The organism is Micromonospora sp. WMMD1082, from assembly GCF_029626175.1.
GTDB lineage: Bacteria > Actinomycetota > Actinomycetes > Mycobacteriales > Micromonosporaceae > Micromonospora.
Window position 1 is genome coordinate 2133503 of record NZ_JARUBM010000002.1, and the last position, 20710, is coordinate 2154212.

The following is a 20710-nucleotide window of genomic DNA, read 5'->3' on the forward strand; positions in this document are numbered from 1 at the left end:
TCACCGAAGCGGCATACCCCTTCGCCGGGGACGTGACGCGCGGTGGGGCAGACTCGGGTGGTGACCGGACTGAGCGAACGGTGGCGGACGGCCGCCCGGGCGGCCGGGGCGACCGACGCCGTTGCCGTGGACACCGCCGGCGACGAGCTGCTCCGGCGGTGGCGGGAGCCGCACCGGCACTACCACACGGTGGCGCACCTGACCGCCGTTCTCGACGTCGTCGATCGGTACGCCTCCACCGCATCGCGACCCGACCTGGTCCGACTCGCCGCGTGGTGCCACGACGCGGTGTACGACCCCCGCGCGCCGGGCGACCGCAACGAACGCGACAGCGCGGCGCTCGCCGACGCCCTGCTCACCCGGGCAGGGCTGCCCGGCGCCGAGGTGGCCGAGGTGCGCCGGCTGGTCCTGCTCACCGCCGGGCACGCGGCGGACCCGGCGGACTCCGCCGGTGCGCTGCTCTGCGACGCCGACCTGGCCGTCCTGGCCGCGCCCGAGCCCGAGTACGACCGGTACGCCCGCGCGATCCGCCGGGAGTACGCCCACGTGCCGGAGCCGGACTACCGGGCCGGCCGCGCCCGGGTGCTCTCCACGCTGCTCGCCCTCCCCGCCCTGTACCGCGTCCCCGCCCTCGCCGCCGCCTGGGAAGCCCTCGCCCGCGCAAACCTCACCCGCGAACTAACCACCCTCCACCCCTGACCTGATCCCTGCCCCACGATCTTGCACTTCCTGCCTCGACATGTCGGGCATATGCCGCACATCAGGGACCGAAACTGCAAGATCGCGGAGAACGGTGGAGGGTGGGGGCGGGGTGGAGAGGTGTTTGGGGCGGCGCAGACCCGACGCGCGGAGGAGGCGGACCAGGTCGCGACTGAGGGCGACCCGCGCGCCGAGCCAGACGGCCATCGCGAAGCGTTCCGCAGGGATGTCGTAGTGGTCCCGGTCGAAGCCGCGCCGAGGGACACCCAGCGTCTCGGCGAAGGCGTGCAGCTCGGCGAGGGAGACGTCGCTGATCAGGTGCGACCAGAGCCGACCCCGCGCCGGCCAGGCCGGCCGGTCCACGTAGATCACGGCAGCCACCGTACCGGGTGGCGGCCCTCAGGTTGATGATCACCGGCTGGCGGTCGTAGCCTCGGCCGCATGGCTGCCTCCCCGCTCCTCGACGACCTGCGCACCGCCCTCGGACCGGCGGCGGTCCTCACCGATCCGGATCTGCTGCACGGGCACCGGCGGGACGAGGCCGACCTGTGCGCCGCGGGAACGCCACTGGTGGTGACCCGACCGCGCAGCACCGAGGAGGTGGTCGCGGTGGTCCGGGCGGCCGGACGACACGGCGTACCGGTGGTGCCGCAGGGTGCGCGTACCGGATTGGCCGGCGCGGCGAACGCCGTCGACGGCGCGGTGGTGATCAGCACCACGGCGATGGACACGATCCTGGAGATCGATCCGATCAGCCGGATCGCCGTGGTCCAGCCGGGGGTGGTCAACGCCACGCTCAACGCCACGCTGGGCGAGCAGGGCCTGTGGTATCCGCCGGACCCGGGCTCGTGGGAGTCGTCCACCATCGGCGGCAACGTCGCCACCAACGCGGGTGGCATGTGCTGCGTCAAGTACGGCGTCACCACCGAGTACGTGCTCGGCCTCGAAGTGGTGCTCGCCTCCGGCGAGGTGCTGCGCACCGGGCGACGCACCGCCAAGGGCGTGGCCGGGTACGACCTCACCCGGCTCTTCGTCGGCTCCGAGGGCACCCTCGGCGTGATCACCGAGGTGACCGTGGCGCTGCGACCCGCCCCGGCACAGTCGCTGACCCTGGTCGCCGTCTTCGGCTCCACCGCGGCGGCGGGCGAGGCAGTGGCCCGGATCTCCGCCCAGGGGCTCTCCCCCAGCCTGCTGGAGCTGCTCGACCGCACGCACCTGCTGGCGATCGAGGCGTACCGGCCGATGGGGTTGCGCACCGATGCCGAGGCGCTGCTGCTGGCCGCCGCCGACACCGGCCCCCGGGCGGCGGAGGATCTGGCCGGGCTGGCCGCCGTCTGCGAGGCGGCCGGCGCCGAGGAGGTGTACGCGGCCACCGACGCCGTGGAGGCCGCCGCGTTGTTGCAGGCCCGGCGGCTGGCCCATCCGGCCATGGAGAAGTACGCCGCGGACGCGTACCCGGACGGCAACGGCGGCCTGATCATCGACGACCTGGCCGTGCCCCGGGGCGAACTCGCCGCCCTGCTCGACGGGGTGGCCCGGATCGCGGCCGAGTGCGAGGTGCCGATCGGCGTGGTCGGTCACGCCGGTGACGGCAACATGCACCCCAACATCGTGGTCGACCGCGCCGACCCGGCCAGCCTGGAGCGCGGCCGGCGGGCCTTCGACGAGATCATGCGGCTGGGGCTGGGACTCGGCGGCACGTGCACCGGCGAGCACGGCGTCGGCCTGCTCAAGCGGGACTGGCTGGCCCGGGAGATCGGTCCGGTGGGCGTACGGGTGCACCAGGCGATCAAGGCGGCGCTCGACCCGACCGGCCTGCTCAACCCCGGCAAGGTGCTCTGACCCCCGAAGCGGCCTCAGCCGATCATCTCCGCGGGCGTGTTCTGGGTGAGCAGCAGCAGGATCTCCTCGGCCACCGGCGGTCGTTCCTCCCCGGGGCAGTCCTGCGAGGTGATCAGGCCGGCCGCGGTCAGCAGGCTGGAGGTGAGGGCGCCGACGCAGCTGACCCGGTAGCCGCGTACCTCGTCGGTCTCCTTGGCCAGACCTGGCTCGGCAAGGAGCTGCTGGAGGCGTTCGCGCTGTTCCCCGCTCAGCGCGCCGGTCGAGGTCACCCCGTCACCAGCGCAGTCGATGCACTCCCAGCGGCCGTCCGGCTCCACGTTGAGGGTCCGCAGCGGGCCGTCGGGACCGTCGTTCTGCAGCAGGCTGACCCGACCGTTTCCGGTGGTCGTGGCCGCTCCGCCGCCGGACCGTCCATCGGCCGGGGTGCTCGCGTCCGCCGGCGGTTCACCCCGGTCGCCGAACGGAGCACAGCCACTGAGGGCGGCCGCCAGCAGGGTGGCGACGGAGAGGGAGGCCAGCCGTGACCGGGAAAGCGCCATCACGCGCGCAACTTACCCCACCGTAGGTAGCGAACGTAACCGGCCGGATGGATATCCACGATCGGCGATCTCCAGAGTGGATCCGTCAGCGGGCCAGGCCGGCCGCGCCGTCGTCGGCGCCCCGATCCGCGGGGTAGCCCCGCACGTCCGGTGCGCCCAGCCGCGCGGCGTCGGCGGTGGCGTCGTCCGGCATCAGCTGGGACTGCCGTTCGGCCTCCACCCGGGCCCGGTAGTGCGCCACCTCGCGCGTTCGCCGGGCGGCATCCCAACCCAGCACCGCGCCCATCAGCTCGGCGGTGTGCTCGGCCGACTCCAGCCCCCGGTGGGTCGTCTCGAACGAGATCCGGGTCCGCCGGGTCAACACGTCCTCCAGGTGCAACGCCCCCTCGGCCCGGGCCGCATACGTCACCTCCGCGGCGAGGTACTCCGGCGCGCCGGCCAGCGGGGACGCCAGCAGCGGATCGGCGTCGATCAGGGCGAGCAGGTCGAGGGTCAGGCTGCCGTAGCGCTCCAGCAGGTGCTCCACCACACCCACCTGGACCCCGTGCCGGCGGGCCAGGTCGGCCCGGTCCCGCCACATGGAGGCGTACCCGTCCGCGCCGAGCAACGGCAGGTCGGCCGTACGCGACCGGCGCTGGCCGCCGAGGCGGCGCACCGCCCGAGCGACCACGTCGGCGGCCATCACCCGGTACGTCGTGTACTTGCCGCCGGCGACCAGCAGCAGCCCGAGCATCGGCTCGATGACGGCGTGCTCCCGGGAGAGCTTGGAGGTGGAGTCCGCCTCGCCGGCCAGCAGCGGGCGCAGCCCGGCGTAGACGCCCTCGATGTCGGCGGTGGTCAGCGGCCGGGCCAGCACGGTGTTGACCTGCCGGAGCAGGTAGTCGATGTCGCTGGCGGAGGCCGCCGGGTGCGAGCGGTCCAGCCGCCAGTCCGTGTCCGTGGTGCCGATGATCCAGTGCCCGCCCCAGGGAATGACGAACAGGACACTGGTGGCCGTCCGCAGGATCAGTCCGGTCTCGCCGGTGATCGCCGAGCGGGGCACCACCAGGTGCACGCCCTTGGAGGCCCGGACCCGGATACCGGGCCGCAGCCCGACGTCGTTGAGCATCCGGGACATGTCGTCGGTCCAGACCCCGGTGGCGGCGATCACCGTGCGGGCGCGTACCTCGAACTCCGCCTCCGGGGAGCCGGCGGGCGCCTCCAGATCACGGACCCGGACCCCGGTGACCTCGCGGGCCTGCCGGATCAACCCGACGGCCCGAGCGCTGCTCACCACGGTCGCACCCAGGCTGGCGGCGGTGCGGGCCAGGGTGACCACCAGGCGGGCGTCGTCGACCTGCCCGTCGTGGTAGCGGATCGCACCGGCCAGCCCGTCGGAACGCAGGCTCGGAAAGACCCGGCGGGCGCCCTCCCGGCTCAGGTGGCGGTGCAGCGGCATCCCCCGGCCGCCGCCGAAGAGGCCGGCGAAGGCGTCGTACGCGGCCACCCCGGCGCCGTAGTAGGCGCGGCGGAACAGCCGGGCGGGCAGGTCGCGTACGCCCTGACCGGCGGGGAGCGGCACCAGGAACGGCACCGGGCGCACCAGGTGCGGCGCCAGTCGGGTGGCCAGCAGCCCCCGCTCGGTGAGCGCCTCGTGCACCAGGTGGAACTCCAACTGCTCCAGGTAGCGCAGCCCGCCGTGGATCAACTTGCTGGACCGGCTGGAGGTGCCGGCCGCGAAGTCGCGCGCCTCCACCAGGGCCACTTTGAGGCCACGGGAGGCGGCGTCGACGGCGGCTCCGGCGCCGGTCACACCACCACCGATGACCAGCACGTCGAACCGCTCGGAGCGCAGCCGACGCAGGTCGGCGGCGCGGCGGGCGGGCGAGAGTTGCCCGGCAACGGACCGCAGGACGTGTGGATCGCGCACCCGTCCACGTTAGCCCTCCCGGCGTTCCCGCCGACATGTGCCGCCCCGGCCACCAGGGTCAACCGCCCGGCAGTTCCCTGTCCAGCCTCTCCTGGGCACCCTTCCCAGCACTGTCCGGGCCGTGGATCTGCCCAGCGAGAGCGGGGCCAGCGATGAAGTGGGCGCTCCGCCCGCTACCCTCTCCGCGAATCAGCAGCCCGGCCCGTTCCAACCGCTCCAACTGGCCACGCGCCCCAGCGTAGGTGAGGCCGGTGAGGGCCGAATGGTCGCCCGACGAGTACCGCTCATGGCTCACCAACCAACGCCGCGCCACATACTCCGCTCCCGCCAGGTCCGGCCGAAGGTACGGCAGCACTCCACGCCGCCGAAGCACCTCGGTGCCCGCGCTCTTCTCCAGCAATGACACCGCTTCGTCAGTCAGCACCCACACATCCTTGTAGCGGGTGATCAAGGCTGCCTCGCCGACGACGCAGTCCGCCGCCGTTTCCAGGGCCTCCGCCGTCTCGACTTCCCCTCGTTGCAGGACCCGGGTCAGTTCAACTGCTGTCGTGAACGGCTCATGCAGAAGGGTGTGAACGATCAGGGCCACCTTCACGTCCCGCTGGCGGATCTCTGGTCGGATCGAACCCATCAGGTTCATCACCGGTACGACAGGGCGACCGCCAACAAGCCGTACGCGGACCCGAGGGCCGGCCTCTTCCTGCAACAGGGGCGGCCGGTGTCCGAGTACCACCATGTCGCGATACATCCGATCAACGCCCAACCCCTGTTTTTCCACCAGGCGCAGTGCGCGGAAGAGATCAGCAAGCGCTGGATACCTCGCGTAGCGCTGAGTCAGGGCGGTATCGGAGGTGATGCCCCCGACGAAACCGCCTGGACTGACGACCTGGATAGCCGAATCTTCCTCTATCCAGGTGACCGTCACGGGCTCCGACTGCATCCAGTCCCGGTGAACGACCCCGTTCAGGACCGCCTCACGGACCGCGCCAGGCGGCAGCTGGCGGACAGAGTTCTGCGCGAACCCTGCACGGCCATCAACCCGGACAGCCTGGTTCAGCGTGTCCAACCGCTCGTCCACCACAGCGACCTGCTCCAACAGACTGAAACCCGCCAGTTGCCGTGGGCCGCTCAACAGCTCACCCCCTTCGACATCCCAGACAGACAGCGCGATGTGGGTTCGGTCAGCTGGGCAGAAGGTCAAGGCACCGGCGGCAGTGAGCCGACCGTCGGGTCGAAGGACACCGAGAGATCTCAACAGATCACCAGCAGTAAGGCCGATCTCTGCCACGGCCTCCGAGTCGGCTGCCGCCAGGTACCGGCGGGCGACCGCGATCGCCCCCGGGGACACGTCGGCCTCGGTGCGCTGAGTCACCTGGGCCATCGGGTCATGTCCGGCACTCAGCTGGCGGTGCAGCCACCACTCGGCACGATCGACCCCCACGCAGTGGCCCCCGGTCCGCCACCGGATACGCCCGTTCAGATCCTCCACCGGCTCCCGGGCCTCAGCCACGTAGAGCACAAGCAGTCGAACTCCCTCGACCCGCCTCTCCTCTACAGCAGGAGCGACTTCCACGTGCTCATAGACTCGGTGCCGCAGCCACTCAGCGTCCAGCCCGGCGCCAAGCAGCTGGCCGGTGCGGTCCTCCACGCCTACGAGGAGGGCCCCTCCGCCGGGCGTATTCGCCATGCAGGTGACCTCGTTGGCCAGCTGGCGGGCAGCCTCCTGGTTGTGCGGCTCGCCGACGAGCAGACTGCCCCCTCGTCCCCGCCGGCCGGCCTCCTCCTTGCAATCGACCTTTTCCCGCTCGGCGCGCGTCGGCAGCACTCCTGCGCGGAGCTTGGCAAGCACGGCGTCCACCAGGACGTGCAGTTGCTCGCGCGCCTCGATCAGGTCCGACCCAGGGCTGAATGACGACATCCGCCCACGATACACCGACTACTTGCAATTTAGGTGGTGCCTAAATTGCAAGTTGACGCGTCGTGGTGTGGAGGTCGTTGTGTTTCCGCCCGGCTGCGGACAGCTCAGTCGAGCCAGCGGCGGGGCTCCGACAGCTCGGCGGCACCCGACCGCACAGCGACCTGCGTCGTACTGTGTGCGGATGCGGGCGGACTACTCCACATCCGGCAGTGTTGGCAGCCCTTGGGCGATAGTCGCAGCGGTGCTGGTGGGCTGCTGGGCGGTCGCGGTCACCGTGTTGTCGCAGGCGACCGGCTGGGTAGTCGACCAGGTGCTGCTGATCGGCGGACTGGACCGGTTCGCCCCGCTCTGGGCGGTGCTCTGCGTGTTCACGCTGCTGCTGGTGACCGCCGCCGCCCTGCCGCTGGCCATGGTTCCCCGCTCGGCGGCGGTCCGCGTCGCCGGCCGGGCGTGGCTGGCCGGCGCGCTCGCGCTGGGCGCACTCGGGCTGCTGCGCACGATCCCGCCCGTGCACCACGAGGCGTACCTCGCCGCGCTGGCCGTCCTGGCCGGGCTGCTGGCACTGCTCGCGCTCCGGCTCCGGGACCGCGTGCTCGGCGCCGGTCAGCAGCGCGACGCCGGGCCGGAAGCGCCGGAACCGGGGCCCGGGCGGGAAGGGGCCGGACCGGAAGGGGCCGGGTGGAAAGGGCCCGGGGCTGGCCGGCGGTCCGTTGCGCGTCCGTCGGTGGTGACGCTGCTCGCCGTGGCGGCGGGGCTCGCGCTGCTGCTGCCGTGGGTCTGGCTGGGCGCGCTCGGCGGACTGCTGGAGACCGTGCTCGCCGGACTTGCCGCGGCGGCCGTCGGCACGCTGGCCGCCGCGCTGTTGGGTGCCCGGTTCTGGGGCCACTTCGCCGACGGTGAGCCACCCCGACCGGCCCGGCTGGTGCTGGTGGGCGGCCTCGTCGCCGGGGTGGTGCTGCTGCTGGTGGGTGCCGGCGTCGGGCACTCCGGTGCCCAACTGCCGCTGCTGGTGACGCTGCCGCCGGCCGGCTTCGCGCTGGCCGCACTACACGCGCTGACCCACCGCACCGCCGCGGCGCCCGCGTTGACCGACCCCACCCCGACCGACCGTACGGCTGTGGCACCCGCGCTGGGCCACCGTGTGCTCGGGGCGGCCGGCGGGTCGCCGACCGCCTGGCTGGTCGGGCTCGCCGTGTTCGGTCCGCTGGCGTTCACCGACCCGGAGGAGGTCAGTCTGCTGCTGGTCGGCTCCCGGGATGTGCCGTTCTGGGTGGCGGTCGCCGCCGGCGCCGGGCTCGCCGTCGGGGCGGTGCTGGCGGTCGCGTACGGTCTGCTGCTGGCCCGGCCCTCGGCGCGCCCGCCCCGCCGGGCGGTGGCCGGGGCGACCGCCCTGACCCTGCTGGTCACGGTGGGGCTGGTCGGCGCCGCCGCCGGCCAGCCGGGCCTGCACGGGGAGCGGCTCTTCGTGGTGCTGCGGGAACAGGCGGACCTGACCGGCCTGACCGCCGGGCCCGGGAAGGCGGGCCGGGACGCCCGCGCCACCGAGGTCTACCAGCGGCTGGTCGTCACCGCCGAGCGGACCCAGGCCGACCTGCGGCGGGAGCTGCGCCGACTGCGGCTGGACCACACCGCCTACTACCTGGTCAACGCGATCGAGGTGGACGGCGGTCCGGCGGTACGGGCCTGGTTGTCCAACCGGTCCGAGGTGGCCCGGGTGCTGGTGAGCCAGCGGCTGCGCCCGTTGCCGGAGCCCGCCGGCGGCACCGGTGGCACCGCGCCGGCTCCGACCGGCCCGCCGTGGAACATCACCATGATCGGTGCGGATCGGGTCTGGTCCGACCTCGGGGTCACCGGAACCGGGATCACCGTGGGCAGCTCCGACTCCGGGGTGGACGGGCGGCACCCCACCCTGGCCCCGGGCTTCCGGGGCGGCGACGATTCGTGGTTCGACCCGTGGAACGGCACCCGGACGCCGACCGACCGCAGCGGGCACGGCACCCACACGGCGGGCAGCGCGATCGGGCGGGATGGCATCGGCGTGGCTCCCGGGGCGCAGTGGGTCGGCTGCGTCAACCTCGACCGCAACCTCGGTAACCCGGCGGCCTATCTCGACTGCCTCCAGTTCATGTTGGCGCCCTTCCCGCCCGGCGGTGACCCGTTCACCCAGGGGCGGCCGGCCCGGGCGCCGGAGATCCTGACCAACTCGTGGGGCTGCCCGCCGATCGAGGGCTGCGACCCGGGGACGCTGCGGCCGGCCACGGAGGCGTTGGCGGCCGCCGGGATCCTCGTCGTCGCGGCGGCCGGCAACACCGGCCCCTTCTGCGGCTCGGTGCAGGACCCACCCGCACCGTACGCGGACGTGCTGACCGTCGGCGCGGTGGACGACCGGCGCCGGGCCACCGCCTTCTCGTCCCGGGGACCGGTCGGCGGGTTGACCAAGCCCGATCTGATGGCACCCGGGGCGGACGTCCTCTCCGCCATGCCCGGCGGCGGATACGCGGCGCTCGACGGCACCTCGATGGCCACTCCGCAGGTGGCGGGCGTGGTGGCGTTGATGTGGTCGGCCAACCCGGACCTCGTCGGCGACCTGGATCGGACCCGGCGGATCCTGCGCGAGACGGCCAGCCCGGTGGAGGCCAGCCAGCGGTCCCGGGATCAGGCCGACGACTGCGGCGGTGCGGCGAACGTCGTCGGTGCCGGGCTTGTCGACGCGTACGCGGCCGTGTCAGCGGCCCTCAGTTGATCTCACCTATCGTCAGCAGGAGGTGCCCCAAGGTAACCCGACCGACCGTCAACTGCTACCTTCCGGCCTCATGCACGGTCATTCGCCAGGGGCGGCGGCTCCCCTCCCGCCGCCGTCGGCCGCGCGGTGGCGGGGCATGGCTCTGCTGATCCTGTTGGGCGTGCCGGCCCTCGTGGTGGCTCTGTGCTGTGGAGTCATCCACGTGGTGACCAGGTCCGCGATCGACGATCCGTTCAGCCACCGGGGCGGCATCACCGGACCGCCCTGACCGCCGCCGGGAACGGCGAGCCCGTGGACTGACGACGGGATCCGATGTGATCTAGGGTACGCAGCCATGGACGCCGGGATCAGCATTGCCGAGTTGACCGTCGAGCGGCTGCCTGACGTGGTGGAACTCTGCCACCGGGCGCTCGACCTGCCGGAGGACGCGGCCGAGGCCGGGCCGCTCGTGGAGACGCTCTGGCCACGGGCCGCCGCCGACCGGATCGTACGGGTCCTCGGCGCGTACCGGGAGCAGGAGTTGGTCGGCGTACTGATCGGCTCGCTCTCCGCCGGTGACGGGCGGGTCGGGCACGTGGACCTGCTGGCCGTCGCGCCCATGCTGCGACGCCGCGGCATCGGCCGGGCCCTGCTCGGGCACGCCGAACGGGCATTCGCTCAGCTCGGCGCGACCGAGGTGCTGCTCGCCGGCAACCCGCCCTACTACGCCTGGCCCGGCATCGACGTGCGCTACACCCCGGCGATCTGCCTCGCGCTCGCCCTCGGCTACCGGCCGGACGGCACGGCCTGGAACATGACCGCCGACCTGTCGTACGACGGATCACCGGCGCTGCGGTCGACGGAGACCGCCGAGTCCCGGCTGGCGGGGCAGGGTGTGACCGTACGCCGGGCGGAGCCGGCCGACCTGCCGGCGCTCACCGCGTTCGCCCGCGCGACGTTCGGCGGCTCCTGGGATGCCGAGTTGGCCGGCTCGCTCGGCCGCCCGGGCGCGGGCTGCCACCTGGCCGAACGCGACGGCGAACTGCTCGGTTTCGCCGCGTACGGGTCGTCGCGGCCGAGCTGGTTCGGGCCGATGGGCACCGCACCCGCCGCCCAGGGTTCCGGCATCGGCGGTGTGCTCCTGCGGCGCTGCCTGAGCGACCAGCGGGCGGCGGGCGTCACCGCCGCCCAGATCGGCTGGGTCGGGCCGGTCCCCTTCTATTCGGGCAGCGCGGGCGCCCGGATCGAACAGGTCTTCTTTCTGTACCGCAGAACGCTCGACGCCCGCATAAACGGCAAATGGTAAATAGATCCCGATAATGCCATTCGCCCGCCCGGCTCATCGACGCCGCTTACCGTTTCCGGTAGAGGAGGCAGCGATGACCACGGACGACGATCAGACCCAGGACGCCCCGCCGGTCACCTGGGCCCCGGTCCACGAACTCCCGGGCCAACTGCCGATCGACCGGCTCGACTACGGCGACGCCGAGCAGTTGGCGGAGATGAGCGGCGCGGCCGAACCGCCCGAGGAGCCGCTCATCCTGGTGGACGAGCCGGTTCCGCACCGCCCGCCGTTCGACCGGGCGCAGAAGCGACGAAACCAGCGACCCCTGCCGACGTAACGGAGAGGGGGCGGACCGCTGACGCGGCCCGCCCCCTCTCGGCGTTGGAGCTGGACTCAGAAGTCCATGTCCCCGCCACCCGGGCCAGCCGGGGCGGCCGGGGTCTTCTCCGGCTTGTCTGCCACGACGGCCTCGGTGGTGAGGAACAGCGCGGCGATCGACGCGGCGTTCTGCAGCGCCGAACGGGTCACCTTGGCCGGGTCGATGATGCCCGCGGCCAGCAGGTCGACGTACTCACCGCTCGCGGCGTTGAGGCCGTGACCGGCGTCCAGGTTGCGGACCCGCTCGACCACGACGCCACCCTCGAGGCCGGCGTTGACGGCGATCTGCCGCAGCGGGGCGTCCAGCGCGATCTTGACGATCTGCGCGCCGGTCGCCTCGTCACCGGCCAGGTCGAGCTTGTCGAAGGCGGTCTTGCCGGCCTGCACCAGCGCGACGCCACCACCCGGGACGATGCCCTCCTCGACGGCGGCCTTGGCGTTCCGGACCGCGTCCTCGATACGGTGCTTGCGCTCCTTCAGCTCGACCTCGGTGGCCGCGCCGACCTTGATCACCGCAACACCGCCGGCCAGCTTGGCCAGGCGCTCCTGCAGCTTCTCCCGGTCGTAGTCGGAGTCGCTCTTGTCGATCTCGGCCCGGATCTGGTTGACCCGGCCCTGGATCTGCTCGGCGTCGCCGGCACCGTCGACGATGGTGGTCTCGTCCTTGGTCACCACGACCTTGCGGGCGCGGCCCAGCATGTCGAGGCCGGCGGCGTCCAGCTTGAGGCCGACCTCCTCGCTGATGACCTGACCACCGGTGAGGATGGCGATGTCGGTCAGCATGGCCTTGCGGCGGTCACCGAAGCCCGGCGCCTTGACGGCGACCGACTTGAAGGTGCCACGGACCTTGTTGACCACCAGGGTGGCCAGGGCCTCGCCCTCCAGGTCCTCGGCGATGATCAGCAGCGGCTTGCCGCCCTGCATGACCTTCTCCAGGATCGGGAGCAGGTCCTTGACCGACGAGATCTTGCTGTTCGCGATCAGGATGTACGGGTCGTCGAAGACGGCCTCCATACGCTCCGGGTCGGTCATGAAGTAGGCCGAGATGTAGCCCTTGTCGAAGCGCATACCCTCGGTGAGCTCCAGCTCCAGCCCGAAGGTGTTGCTCTCCTCGACGGTGATGACGCCTTCCTTGCCGACCTTGTCCATCGCCTCGGCGATGATCTCACCGACGCTGGTGTCACCAGCGGAGATGGACGCGGTGGAGGCGATCTGCTCCTTGGTCTCGACGTCCTTGGCGAGCTTCAGCAGCTCCTCCGAGACGTTCGCGACCGCAGCCTCGATGCCCCGCTTCAGGGCCATCGGGTTGGCACCGGCAGCCACGTTGCGCAGACCCTCGCGAACGAGAGCCTGGGCCAGGACGGTCGCCGTCGTCGTGCCGTCACCGGCGACGTCGTCGGTCTTCTTGGCGACCTCCTTGACCAGCTCGGCGCCGATCTTTTCGTAGGGGTCCTCGAGCTCGATCTCCTTGGCGATGCTCACACCATCGTTGGTGATGGTGGGGGCACCCCACTTCTTCTCGAGCACGACGTTGCGGCCCTTGGGGCCGAGGGTCACCTTTACGGCATCGGCGAGCTGGTTCATGCCCCGCTCGAGGCCGCGGCGCGCCTCTTCGTCGAACGCGATCATCTTGGCCATACGGCGTTGTCCTCCTGGACACTCACGGGCCACCCGAGTGTGTGCCCCGGATGGGCCGTCTGGTGTACGCACCTTGGGACGTCGCCACCTGGCGACGGCGACGTCTCCTCGGCCGGGCCGGATAGCCCGCGACGACCGGCCACGTGCCCCGCCCGTGGTTATGCCACGGGTGTGGCCGCAGCCCCACCGTCCCGACCAGCTGGCACTCACGCCATGCGAGTGCCAATGACTTGTTTAGCACTCTGCCCTGCCGAGTGCAAGCACGATGGCCGGGCTCAGCCGAGTTCGGCGGCCAGTTGCGCGCCGTTCACCGGGCCCTCGTGGGCACGCTGCTCGGCGTACGTGACGACCAGTCCGACCAGTTGGGCGAGGTACGCCGGCAGCGCCAGCACCGCCACCACCGCGATCGTCAGGACCACACCCACCGTCGAGCCGGGCGAGTCCAGCGGTGTGGTGCCGAACGGCAGGATCGCCACCGACTCCGCCAGCCCTGCCACCAGTGACCCACCGATCACGACCCCGATGACCAGCGCCACCCGGCCGAGCAGCAGTCCCAGCCGGTCGCGCAGCATCCGGTGCGAGCGGCCGATCGGGTCTCGCCGCTCGAACAGGTACACCGGGCCGACCATGGCGAGCGCGAACGCCGCGTACACGCCGGGCAGGAAGCAGAGGCAGAACCCGACGGTGATGATCAAGGTGGAGATCAACGTCCAGCCCCAGAGGCCCAACGCCCGGCGTAGGCCGTAGCGCAGGGCCGAGCCGAGATCGACCGGCTCACCGGCCGCCTGCCGGGCGACCACCCAGGTGCCGGCGGCCCAGCCGACACACTGCACCAGCCCGAAGATCAGGCTCCCCCCGACCAGCACGACCAGCCACGCGGAGAGGTCGACCCAGAAGGTCGCCGGCAGGGCGGCCGAATCGCTGGCCATCGCGGCATCCCAGCGCGCCGACGGGTCCACGGCCAGCGACAGCACCGACAGCACCGCCGCCGGCAGCACCTGCGTGAGCACGAGGATCGGCAGCAGCAGCCGCCAACCCCGGCGGGCCGCACCGACGCAGCGCGCGAACCAGCCACCCAGCCCCGCCCCCGGCGGAGTAACCAACGGATCGGCGGGGTCGAGACCGTACCCGGCCGGCTGGTACCAGCCGTAGACGGGATAACCCGGCTGCGCCGGATAACCCGGATAGCCCGGCTGGGCCGGATAGCCCGGGCCGGGCGGGCCCTGCTGGCCGGGATACGGCGGCATGCCGGCGTGGGGCGGCTGGTCGGACATGGGCTCTCCTCAGCAACGGCTGGATCAGCCCACGATCCTCCCCTGTGCGGCGCCCGCGCCGCAGCCCCCCTCCGGCCATGATCAGGCCACCCGACAACGATCGCGGTGGGGGTGGTGGGTGCTCCGCGCTCAGGCGATGACGCGTACCCGCTCGGCCTGCGGGCCCTTCTGGCCCTGGGCGATCTCGAACTCCACTCGCTGGCCGTCGTCCAGCGCCTTGTAGCCGTCCATCTCGATCGCGGAGAAGTGGACGAAGACGTCCTGCCCGCCGTCGACGGCGATGAAGCCGTAGCCCTTTTCGGCGTTGAACCACTTCACGGTGCCCTGTGCCACGGTGTTGTCCTCACTCTGCGCGGCGTTCCACTACTCGGACCGAGGGCGCGCCGACGGCCCGGAAACCACCGGATTCGGCGATCGGCGACGACCACTGAAACGGGTGACCGAAATCGCACGGTACACGAGGTGTGACGGCGGCGCACGACCACAAATCGGGCGTATTACGGTTACCGGCATCGTCGTACGTCATTGTGATAGGCATGCGGTCATGACGAGTGCCACCGGCGGGACCGGCGTGCGGCAGGCCGCCATCCGCAGGGTCGAGCCGGCCGACGCCGCCCGGATGCGCGCGCTGCGGCTGGAGATGCTCGCCGACGCACCGCTGGCGTTCCTGGAGACGATCGCCGAGGCGGCGGCCCGCCCGCACGCCGAGTACGCGGCCCGGATCGCCCTGGTCTCGGCCGGCGCCGACACGGCGCAGTTCGTGGCGGACCCGGGCGGCCGCCTGGTCGGGCACGCCGGCGGGACCGTGCACCCGACCGAGCCGAAGGTGACCGTGCTCTACGCGGTCTACATCACCCCCGCCTGGCGCGGCACCGGCCTGCTCGCGGATCTGGTTGCCGGGGTCGCCGCCTGGTCACGCGCCTGCGGGCGGGACGAACTGATGCTCGAAGTGGTGGTGGGCAACGATCGCGCCTACCGGGCCTACCAGCGCCTGGGCTTCGTCGACACCGGCGTCCGCGCCCCCCACCCCACCATCCCCGCCCTCCAAGAACTCCACATGCGCCGCCCAGCCTGAGCAAGGCGGCCACGCCCGACCGCGCCCACGCCGCCAACACCCCGTCGACCGATAACCCACCCCAAGGCAGCACCAGGAAGATCAGAACCCCTTAGGCGGCGCCGAACTCACGGACGGCACGGCGACCCCGTCAGGGTTCCGGGGCAGCCCGACCCGCGCAGGGATCAAGCCTGACCGCCCGGAGCGGGTCGGGCTGCCCCGGAACCCCCCACCGCAACCACAGAACCCCGGAACCCAACCCCTCAGACGTGCCGCCGACTCTGCACAATCCGGAACCGGTTGGCGACATACGCGCCATCGGTCAACGCCGCGTTGGCCGCCGCGTTCGCCCCGCTGCCGTGGAAGTCGGAGAAGGCCGCCGACTGGTTCACGAAGACGCCGCCGGTGAGGTTGCCGGACAGGTGCACCCCGACCTCGATCGCGGCGGCCTCGGTGGCGTCCAGCACCGCCTCGTCGGTGGAGTAGACCGCCGCCGTCAGCGCGCCCTTCTCCGCGACCGTCGAGCGCAGGATCTCCAGGCTGTGCGCGGTGGAGTCGGTGGCGATGGCGAAGGAGATCGGCCCGAACCACTCCCGCGAGTAGGTCGCGGTGTCGCCGGCGTCCAGCTTGACGATCGTCGGCGTACGCACGACGGCGTCCGGGAACGACGGGTGCTCGACGGTACGCGACTCCAGCACCGGCTGGCCGACCTTGGTGACCTCGTCCAGCCGCTCCAGCACGCCGTCGTTGACGATCGCGCCGGTCAACTCGACGCCCCGGGCCGGGTCGGCGGTGAGCTTGCCGACCGCCCCGGCGATGCCGGCGGCCACCTCGTCGAAGCTCTTGTGCCCCTGGTCGGTGTCGATACCGTCGCGGGGGATGAGGATGTTCTGCGAGGTGGTGCACATCTGGCCGCTGTAGAGGGTCAGCGTGAAGCCCAGGTTGCGGCACATCCCGGCGAAGTCGTCGGTGGAGTCGACCAGCACCGTGTTGAGGCCGGCCTTCTCGGTGTAGACGGCCGCCTGCCGGGCGTTGGCCTCCAGCCAGTCGCCGTACTCGGTGGAGCCGGTGAAGTCGACGATCCGCACAGCCGGGTGCAGGGCGAGGGTCGAGGCCAGCTGCTCGCCGGGGGCCTCGGGGGCGAGCAGCACCAGGTTCGGGTCGAAGCCGGCCTCGGCGAGCACCTCGCGGGCGTAGCGCACGGTGACGGCCAGCGGGAGCACGGCGCGCGGGTGCGGCTTGACCACCACCGGGTTGCCGGTGACGAGCGAGGCGAACAGCCCGGGGTACGAGTTCCAGGTCGGGAACGTGTTGCAGCCGATGACCAGGGCAACCCCTCGGGGCACCACGTGGAACGTCTTGGTCATCCGCAGCGGGTCGCCCTTGCCGGCGGCCTTCTCCCAGCCGGCGGTGCCCGGGTGCCGGGTCATCTCGGCGTACGCGTAGGCGAGCGCCTCCAGGGCGCGGTCGAGCGCGTGCGCGCCCCCGGCCTGGAAGGCCATCACGAACGCCTGACCGCTGGTGAACTGCACCGCGTTGGCCAGCTCGAAGACATGCTTGTGCAGCCGGTCGAGGATCTCCAGGCAGACGCCGACCCGGGCCTGCGGTCCGGCGTCGCGCCAGGCGGGCAGGGCGGCGGACGCGGCGGCGACCAACTGGTCGGCGCCGGCGTGCGGGTAGCGGACGTCCAGCGCGACACCGAACGGGCTCGTCTCGGTGGCCACCCGGTCGCCGCCGCCTGGCTGGTCGAGCGGGAAGTCACCGCCCAGGTACGCCTCGAAGGCGGCCTTGCCGTCGGCGGCGGCGGTCTCGCCGTACACCCTGGGGCTGGGTGATTCCGGGTAGGCGGACCAGTATCCCCGCTCCGTGATCGCGGTCAGCGCGCGGTTGAGGGTCTCGACGTGCCTGTCGAAGAGGGGGTGCGGGGTCTCCGTCATGCCCGCCATCATGCAACAGAGGGCACCCCGATCAGTAGGGGCGTGTCACAACTCAGATGGTCAGCTGCCAGTTGCTCCAGCGGTCGATCACCCGGAAGCCGAGCTGCTCGTTGATGGCGATCATGTGATCGTTGCTGTCGGCGTTGAAGGTGTCGATCACCCTGATGGCGGGCTCGTGGGCGAGCAGATGGCGCAGGTTCTCGATCTTGGCAAGCAGGCCGAGCCGGTGCCCCCGATGCTCGGGGTCGACGATGGTGATCTGCTGGAAGGCGTGCCAGTCCGCGGCCGCACCGACGTCCAGCAGCGTCCAGGCGACCAGCCGGCCGGACGCCTCGTGGCGTACCCCGACGTGGTAGCGCCGCTTGCCGCGCGCCTCCAGCGCCCGTTCGGTGCCGCGCACCCGCTCCGCGTCGACCTGCTCCGGCTCCCAGGCCAGGTCGCCCATTGGCGCGTCGGCCAGCAGCCGCCCGTCGAGGTACGCCACGTCGGCGACGAACTCCTCCGGCGTGCTCCCGCGCCAGAACACCACCTCGTACCCGACCGCCCGATCCCGCGCCCCGGCCAGCAGCGCGTCCAGCTCCGTCTGGTCGAGGTCGGCGGTGTGCAGTCGCCGCCGCACGTCGACCAGGGCGTCGACCGCGCCGACGGTGGCGGCGAAGGCGGTGGCCGGCGACGGGCGGTCGGGTTCGCCGGGCAGGTGCGCCGCGCTCATCGCGCTCACCCGCTTGCGGCCCTGCCCGCGCAGCACGCCCAGCCCGTGTGCGAACAGCGCCCGGCCCACACCCCGGCGGCGGTACGCCGGATGCACGATCAGCTCGGCGGAGGCGTTCTCGGTGTTGTCCAGCTGCGGCAGGTCGAGCAGTAGGTAGCCGGCGGGTGCTCCGTCGATCCGGGCCAGCAGGGCGACCGACTCGGCGCCCGGCATCGGCTGGTGGAAGATCGCCATGAACCGCTGCCGGCAGAACGGCGGCTGGTCGGGCAGGTCGGCGGCCACGTAGTCCGCGCCGACCTGGTACGCCTGCTCGATGGCCGGCTGGTCGGCCGCCCCGAACGGGGTGATGGTGATGGTGATGCTCATGACGGCAGCGTGCGGGAGAGACAGACGAGCGGGCCAGCGATTTTCCGCTGGCCCGCTCGGACGTTGGTCGGGAGGGACGATCGCACAACGCCTCCGGCGCTGGGTCGTAAAGACTCAAAGTCTACGGCGAAACGCCCTCCCGCACGGAGCATCTTGCGCCGTCCGGTTCCGGCCGTCAAGTCCCTGGCGGCGTGTTTTGCTCACTCCCCGCGAAAAGCCGCTCACTCTGCCCGCCGTCGCGGTCAGCTCAGCAGGCCGGCGTCCCGGGCGGCCCGCAGCGACGGCTTGATCCGGTGGGTGGGCCCCACCTCGCCGGCGACCGCGTCGAGCGTCTTGAGCCCCTCGCCGGTGTTGAAGACCACCGTCTCGGCGGTCGGGTCGAGCTTGCCGGACTCGACCAGCTTGCGCAGCACCGCCACGGTCACCCCGCCGGCCGTCTCCGCGAAGACCCCGGTCGTACGCGCCAGCAGCCGCACCCCGGCGCGGATCTCGTCGTCGTCGGCGTACTCCATCCAGCCGCCGGTGCGACGCACCGCTTCCAGGGCGTACAGGCCGGCCGCCGGGTCGCCGATGTTGAGCGACTTCGCGATGCCGGTCGGCTTGACCGGGTTGATGGTGTCGCTGCCGGCGTGCAGGGCGGTGGCGATCGGGTTGCAGCCGGCCGACTGCGCACCGAAGACCTTCCAGCCGGCGGCCGGCGCCTCGACCAGGCCGACCTCGACCAGCTCGCTGAACGCCTTGTCAATCTTGGTGAGCAGCTCGCCGGAGGCCATCGGGATGACCACCTGGGCGGGAATCCGCCAGCCGAGCTGCTCGGCGACCTCGTAGCCGAGCGTCTTCGAGCCCTCCGCGTAGTACGGCCGGACGTTGACGTTGACGAACGCCGTGTCCTCGAACTCGTCGGTCTCCACCAGCTCACCGCAGAGCCGGTTCACGTCGTCGTACGAGCCGTCGATGGCGACCAGATCGCCGCCGTAGACGGCGGTGGTGACGACCTTGCCCTGCTCCAGGTCGCTCGGGATGAAGACCACCGACGGCACACCCACCCGGGCCGCGTGCGCGGCGACCGAGTTGGCCAGGTTTCCGGTGGAGGCGCAGGCGAATCGGGAGAAGCCCAGCGCCCGGGCCGCGGTCAGCGCCACCGACACCACCCGGTCCTTGAACGAGTGGGTGGGGTTGGCGCTGTCGTCCTTGACCCACAGCGGACCGGTGATGCCCAACTCGGCGGCGAGCCGGCCGGCGGTCACCAACGGGGTGCGGCCGGGATCCAGGGTGACCCGGCTCGCCGGGTCCTGGCCGGCGGGCAGCAGGGCCGCGTACCGCCAGAGGTTGTCCGGGCCGGCCTCGATCTGCTCGCGGGTGACCCGGGCGAGCGCGGCCGGGTCGTAGTCGACCTCCAGCGGACCGAAACACTCGTAACAGGCATGCTGCGCGGCGAGCGGGTAGCGGGCCGAACAGGCGCGACAGACCAGGGCGCGGGCGGGGCTGGTGGTGGTGTCGATGCCGGACGGGGCGAGCGTCGACGTCATGTCGAGGGTCCTCTCATCTTTCCCCGCATCGCACCCTGCGGCGGGGACGGAATTGGCACCTGCCCCGCCGGACGCTCAACGATGAGCGTGCGGGGTGGTTGCCGGGGCGTCGTCGGGCCGTATCCCTCAGCCCCTCTGGATGAGGTATGCAGTTGTGTCGCCGAGTCTAGGCAATCCGGCCGCGCCCGTCTCCCGTCGATCTCAGCCTGTGAGCGATTCCTCAGGTGTCACGCGCGACTCCGCCACGCGGCGATGCCACACAGACGACGCTGTCTGTGTGGCATCGAGTCCCTCGGATCGCTACGTCCAGGGGCGCTGCCGTCAGGCCGGCACCGACCGGGGTGCGGGCGCGTCGAGTGGCACCGCCTCCTCGCCGCGCCGCCGCAGCAGGGTGTCCAGCGCCCAGGTCCCCGGGCCGAGGACCGCGACCAGGAGAAACGACCAGCAGAACAGCACGGACAGCTCGCCGCGGTTGAGCAGCGGCAGCAGCGCCTCGGGCTGGTGGACCACGAAGTACGCGTAGGCCATCGAGCCCGATGCCAGCAGCGCGGCCGGCCGGGTGAAGAGACCGACGAGCACCAGGGCGCCGCACACCAGCTGGATCGCCGCGGCGTACCAGCCCGGCCACTGGCCGAGTGGCACGGCCTCGCCGGTGCCGCGGTTGCCGCCGAAGACGCCGAACAGCGACGACATGCCGTGGATGAGGAACAACAGCCCGATCACCATGCGGAACAGGGACAGGGCCGGCCCGCCTAACCGGTCAGTGAGCATTCCGATACCTCCTGTAAGTGGGGTGGTGGCATCAGAATGCGGAAACGCATCGATGTTTGTCGATGGTTTCTCTCTTCGTGGGAACGCTCCCATCCCATCGTACCGACTGGAACTTCCGAGGACGGGCCAGGTTCAGC

Annotated in this window: 18 protein-coding genes and 1 riboswitch; of the genes, 7 read left to right on the forward strand and 11 right to left on the reverse strand. The window is 72.0% G+C overall.

The features are described from left to right. Positions 1 to 60 precede the first annotated feature (60 nt). Positions 61 to 699, forward strand: a complete 639-nt coding sequence (locus tag O7615_RS10085) for a metal-dependent phosphohydrolase (protein ID WP_278177143.1) — start codon at positions 61 to 63, stop codon at positions 697 to 699. On the opposite strand, the gene O7615_RS10090 is transcribed toward O7615_RS10085, so the two are convergent. Further along, positions 679 to 1071, reverse strand: a complete 393-nt coding sequence (locus O7615_RS10090) for a DUF4031 domain-containing protein (protein ID WP_278177144.1) — start codon at positions 1069 to 1071, stop codon at positions 679 to 681. The genes O7615_RS10085 and O7615_RS10090 overlap by 21 nt on opposite strands. A 69-nt stretch (positions 1072 to 1140) precedes the next feature. Between O7615_RS10090 and O7615_RS10095 the strand changes: the two genes are divergently transcribed. After that, a complete protein-coding gene (locus O7615_RS10095; RefSeq protein ID WP_278177146.1) occupies positions 1141 to 2541 on the forward strand; it encodes an FAD-linked oxidase C-terminal domain-containing protein in 1401 nt (466 codons plus the stop codon). Between the two features lie 14 nt (positions 2542 to 2555). On the opposite strand, the gene O7615_RS10100 is transcribed toward O7615_RS10095, so the two are convergent. From O7615_RS10100 to O7615_RS10110, 3 genes are all read right to left on the reverse strand, one after another. Beyond that, entirely contained in the window at positions 2556 to 3080 is a 525-nt protein-coding gene (locus O7615_RS10100; protein ID WP_278182042.1) for a hypothetical protein, read from the reverse strand. Between the two features lie 85 nt (positions 3081 to 3165). Beyond that, on the reverse strand, positions 3166 to 4989 hold the full coding sequence (locus O7615_RS10105; RefSeq protein WP_278177147.1) for a glycerol-3-phosphate dehydrogenase/oxidase: 1824 nt from the start codon (positions 4987 to 4989) through the stop codon (positions 3166 to 3168). Positions 4990 to 5047: 58 nt separating this feature from the next. Next, positions 5048 to 6907, reverse strand: a complete 1860-nt coding sequence (locus O7615_RS10110; protein WP_278177148.1) for a DUF5635 domain-containing protein — start codon at positions 6905 to 6907, stop codon at positions 5048 to 5050. 181 nt (positions 6908 to 7088) lie between these two features. On the opposite strand from O7615_RS10110, the gene O7615_RS10115 reads away from it, so the two are divergent. The 4 genes from O7615_RS10115 (at position 7089) to O7615_RS10130 (ending at position 11251) form a co-directional block, all read left to right on the forward strand. Continuing rightward, positions 7089 to 9650 (forward strand): S8 family serine peptidase, encoded by a 2562-nt coding sequence (locus tag O7615_RS10115; protein WP_278177149.1) that lies wholly within the window; start codon positions 7089 to 7091, stop codon positions 9648 to 9650. Between the two features lie 136 nt (positions 9651 to 9786). Continuing rightward, the gene (locus O7615_RS10120; RefSeq protein WP_278177150.1) at positions 9787 to 9918 is read left to right on the forward strand and encodes a hypothetical protein; all 132 of its coding nucleotides are present in this window, start codon (positions 9787 to 9789) and stop codon (positions 9916 to 9918) included. Between the two features lie 66 nt (positions 9919 to 9984). Next, on the forward strand, positions 9985 to 10935 hold the full coding sequence (locus O7615_RS10125) for a GNAT family N-acetyltransferase (protein WP_278177151.1): 951 nt from the start codon (positions 9985 to 9987) through the stop codon (positions 10933 to 10935). 73 nt (positions 10936 to 11008) lie between these two features. Next, a complete protein-coding gene (locus tag O7615_RS10130) occupies positions 11009 to 11251 on the forward strand; it encodes a hypothetical protein (RefSeq protein WP_278177152.1) in 243 nt (80 codons plus the stop codon). 56 nt (positions 11252 to 11307) lie between these two features. Here O7615_RS10130 and groL read toward each other — a convergent pair whose 3' ends face one another. The 3 genes from groL to O7615_RS10145 form a co-directional block, all read right to left on the reverse strand. Beyond that, complete coding sequence (gene groL / locus O7615_RS10135) at positions 11308 to 12930, reverse strand: chaperonin GroEL (protein ID WP_278177153.1); 1623 nt, start codon at positions 12928 to 12930, stop codon at positions 11308 to 11310. Between the two features lie 275 nt (positions 12931 to 13205). Next, positions 13206 to 14204: a hypothetical protein gene (locus tag O7615_RS10140; RefSeq protein ID WP_278177154.1), complete on the reverse strand. Its 999-nt coding sequence runs from the start codon at positions 14202 to 14204 to the stop codon at positions 13206 to 13208. Between the two features lie 129 nt (positions 14205 to 14333). Next, positions 14334 to 14537 carry a cold-shock protein gene (locus O7615_RS10145; protein WP_013288855.1) on the reverse strand — a complete coding sequence of 68 codons (204 nt, stop codon included), beginning with the start codon at positions 14535 to 14537 and terminating at the stop codon, positions 14334 to 14336. Between the two features lie 211 nt (positions 14538 to 14748). On the opposite strand from O7615_RS10145, the gene O7615_RS10150 reads away from it, so the two are divergent. Continuing rightward, positions 14749 to 15279, forward strand: coding sequence for a GNAT family N-acetyltransferase (locus tag O7615_RS10150; protein WP_278177155.1), 531 nt, complete (start codon positions 14749 to 14751; stop codon positions 15277 to 15279). 242 nt (positions 15280 to 15521) lie between these two features. Here O7615_RS10150 and paaN read toward each other — a convergent pair whose 3' ends face one another. The 4 genes from paaN to O7615_RS10170 form a co-directional block, all read right to left on the reverse strand. Continuing rightward, on the reverse strand, positions 15522 to 17195 hold the full coding sequence (paaN, locus tag O7615_RS10155; protein ID WP_278177156.1) for a phenylacetic acid degradation protein PaaN: 1674 nt from the start codon (positions 17193 to 17195) through the stop codon (positions 15522 to 15524). A 52-nt stretch (positions 17196 to 17247) separates the two neighbouring features. After that, a complete protein-coding gene (locus O7615_RS10160) occupies positions 17248 to 18267 on the reverse strand; it encodes a GNAT family N-acetyltransferase (RefSeq protein WP_278182043.1) in 1020 nt (339 codons plus the stop codon). Positions 18268 to 18515: 248 nt separating this feature from the next. Continuing rightward, entirely contained in the window at positions 18516 to 19802 is a 1287-nt protein-coding gene (gene thrC, locus O7615_RS10165; RefSeq protein WP_278177157.1) for a threonine synthase, read from the reverse strand. Between the two features lie 10 nt (positions 19803 to 19812). Next, positions 19813 to 19948, reverse strand: a riboswitch (SAM riboswitch). Positions 19949 to 20123: 175 nt separating this feature from the next. Next, the gene (locus O7615_RS10170; protein WP_278177158.1) at positions 20124 to 20573 is read right to left on the reverse strand and encodes a DoxX family protein; all 450 of its coding nucleotides are present in this window, start codon (positions 20571 to 20573) and stop codon (positions 20124 to 20126) included. Positions 20574 to 20710 lie beyond the last annotated feature (137 nt).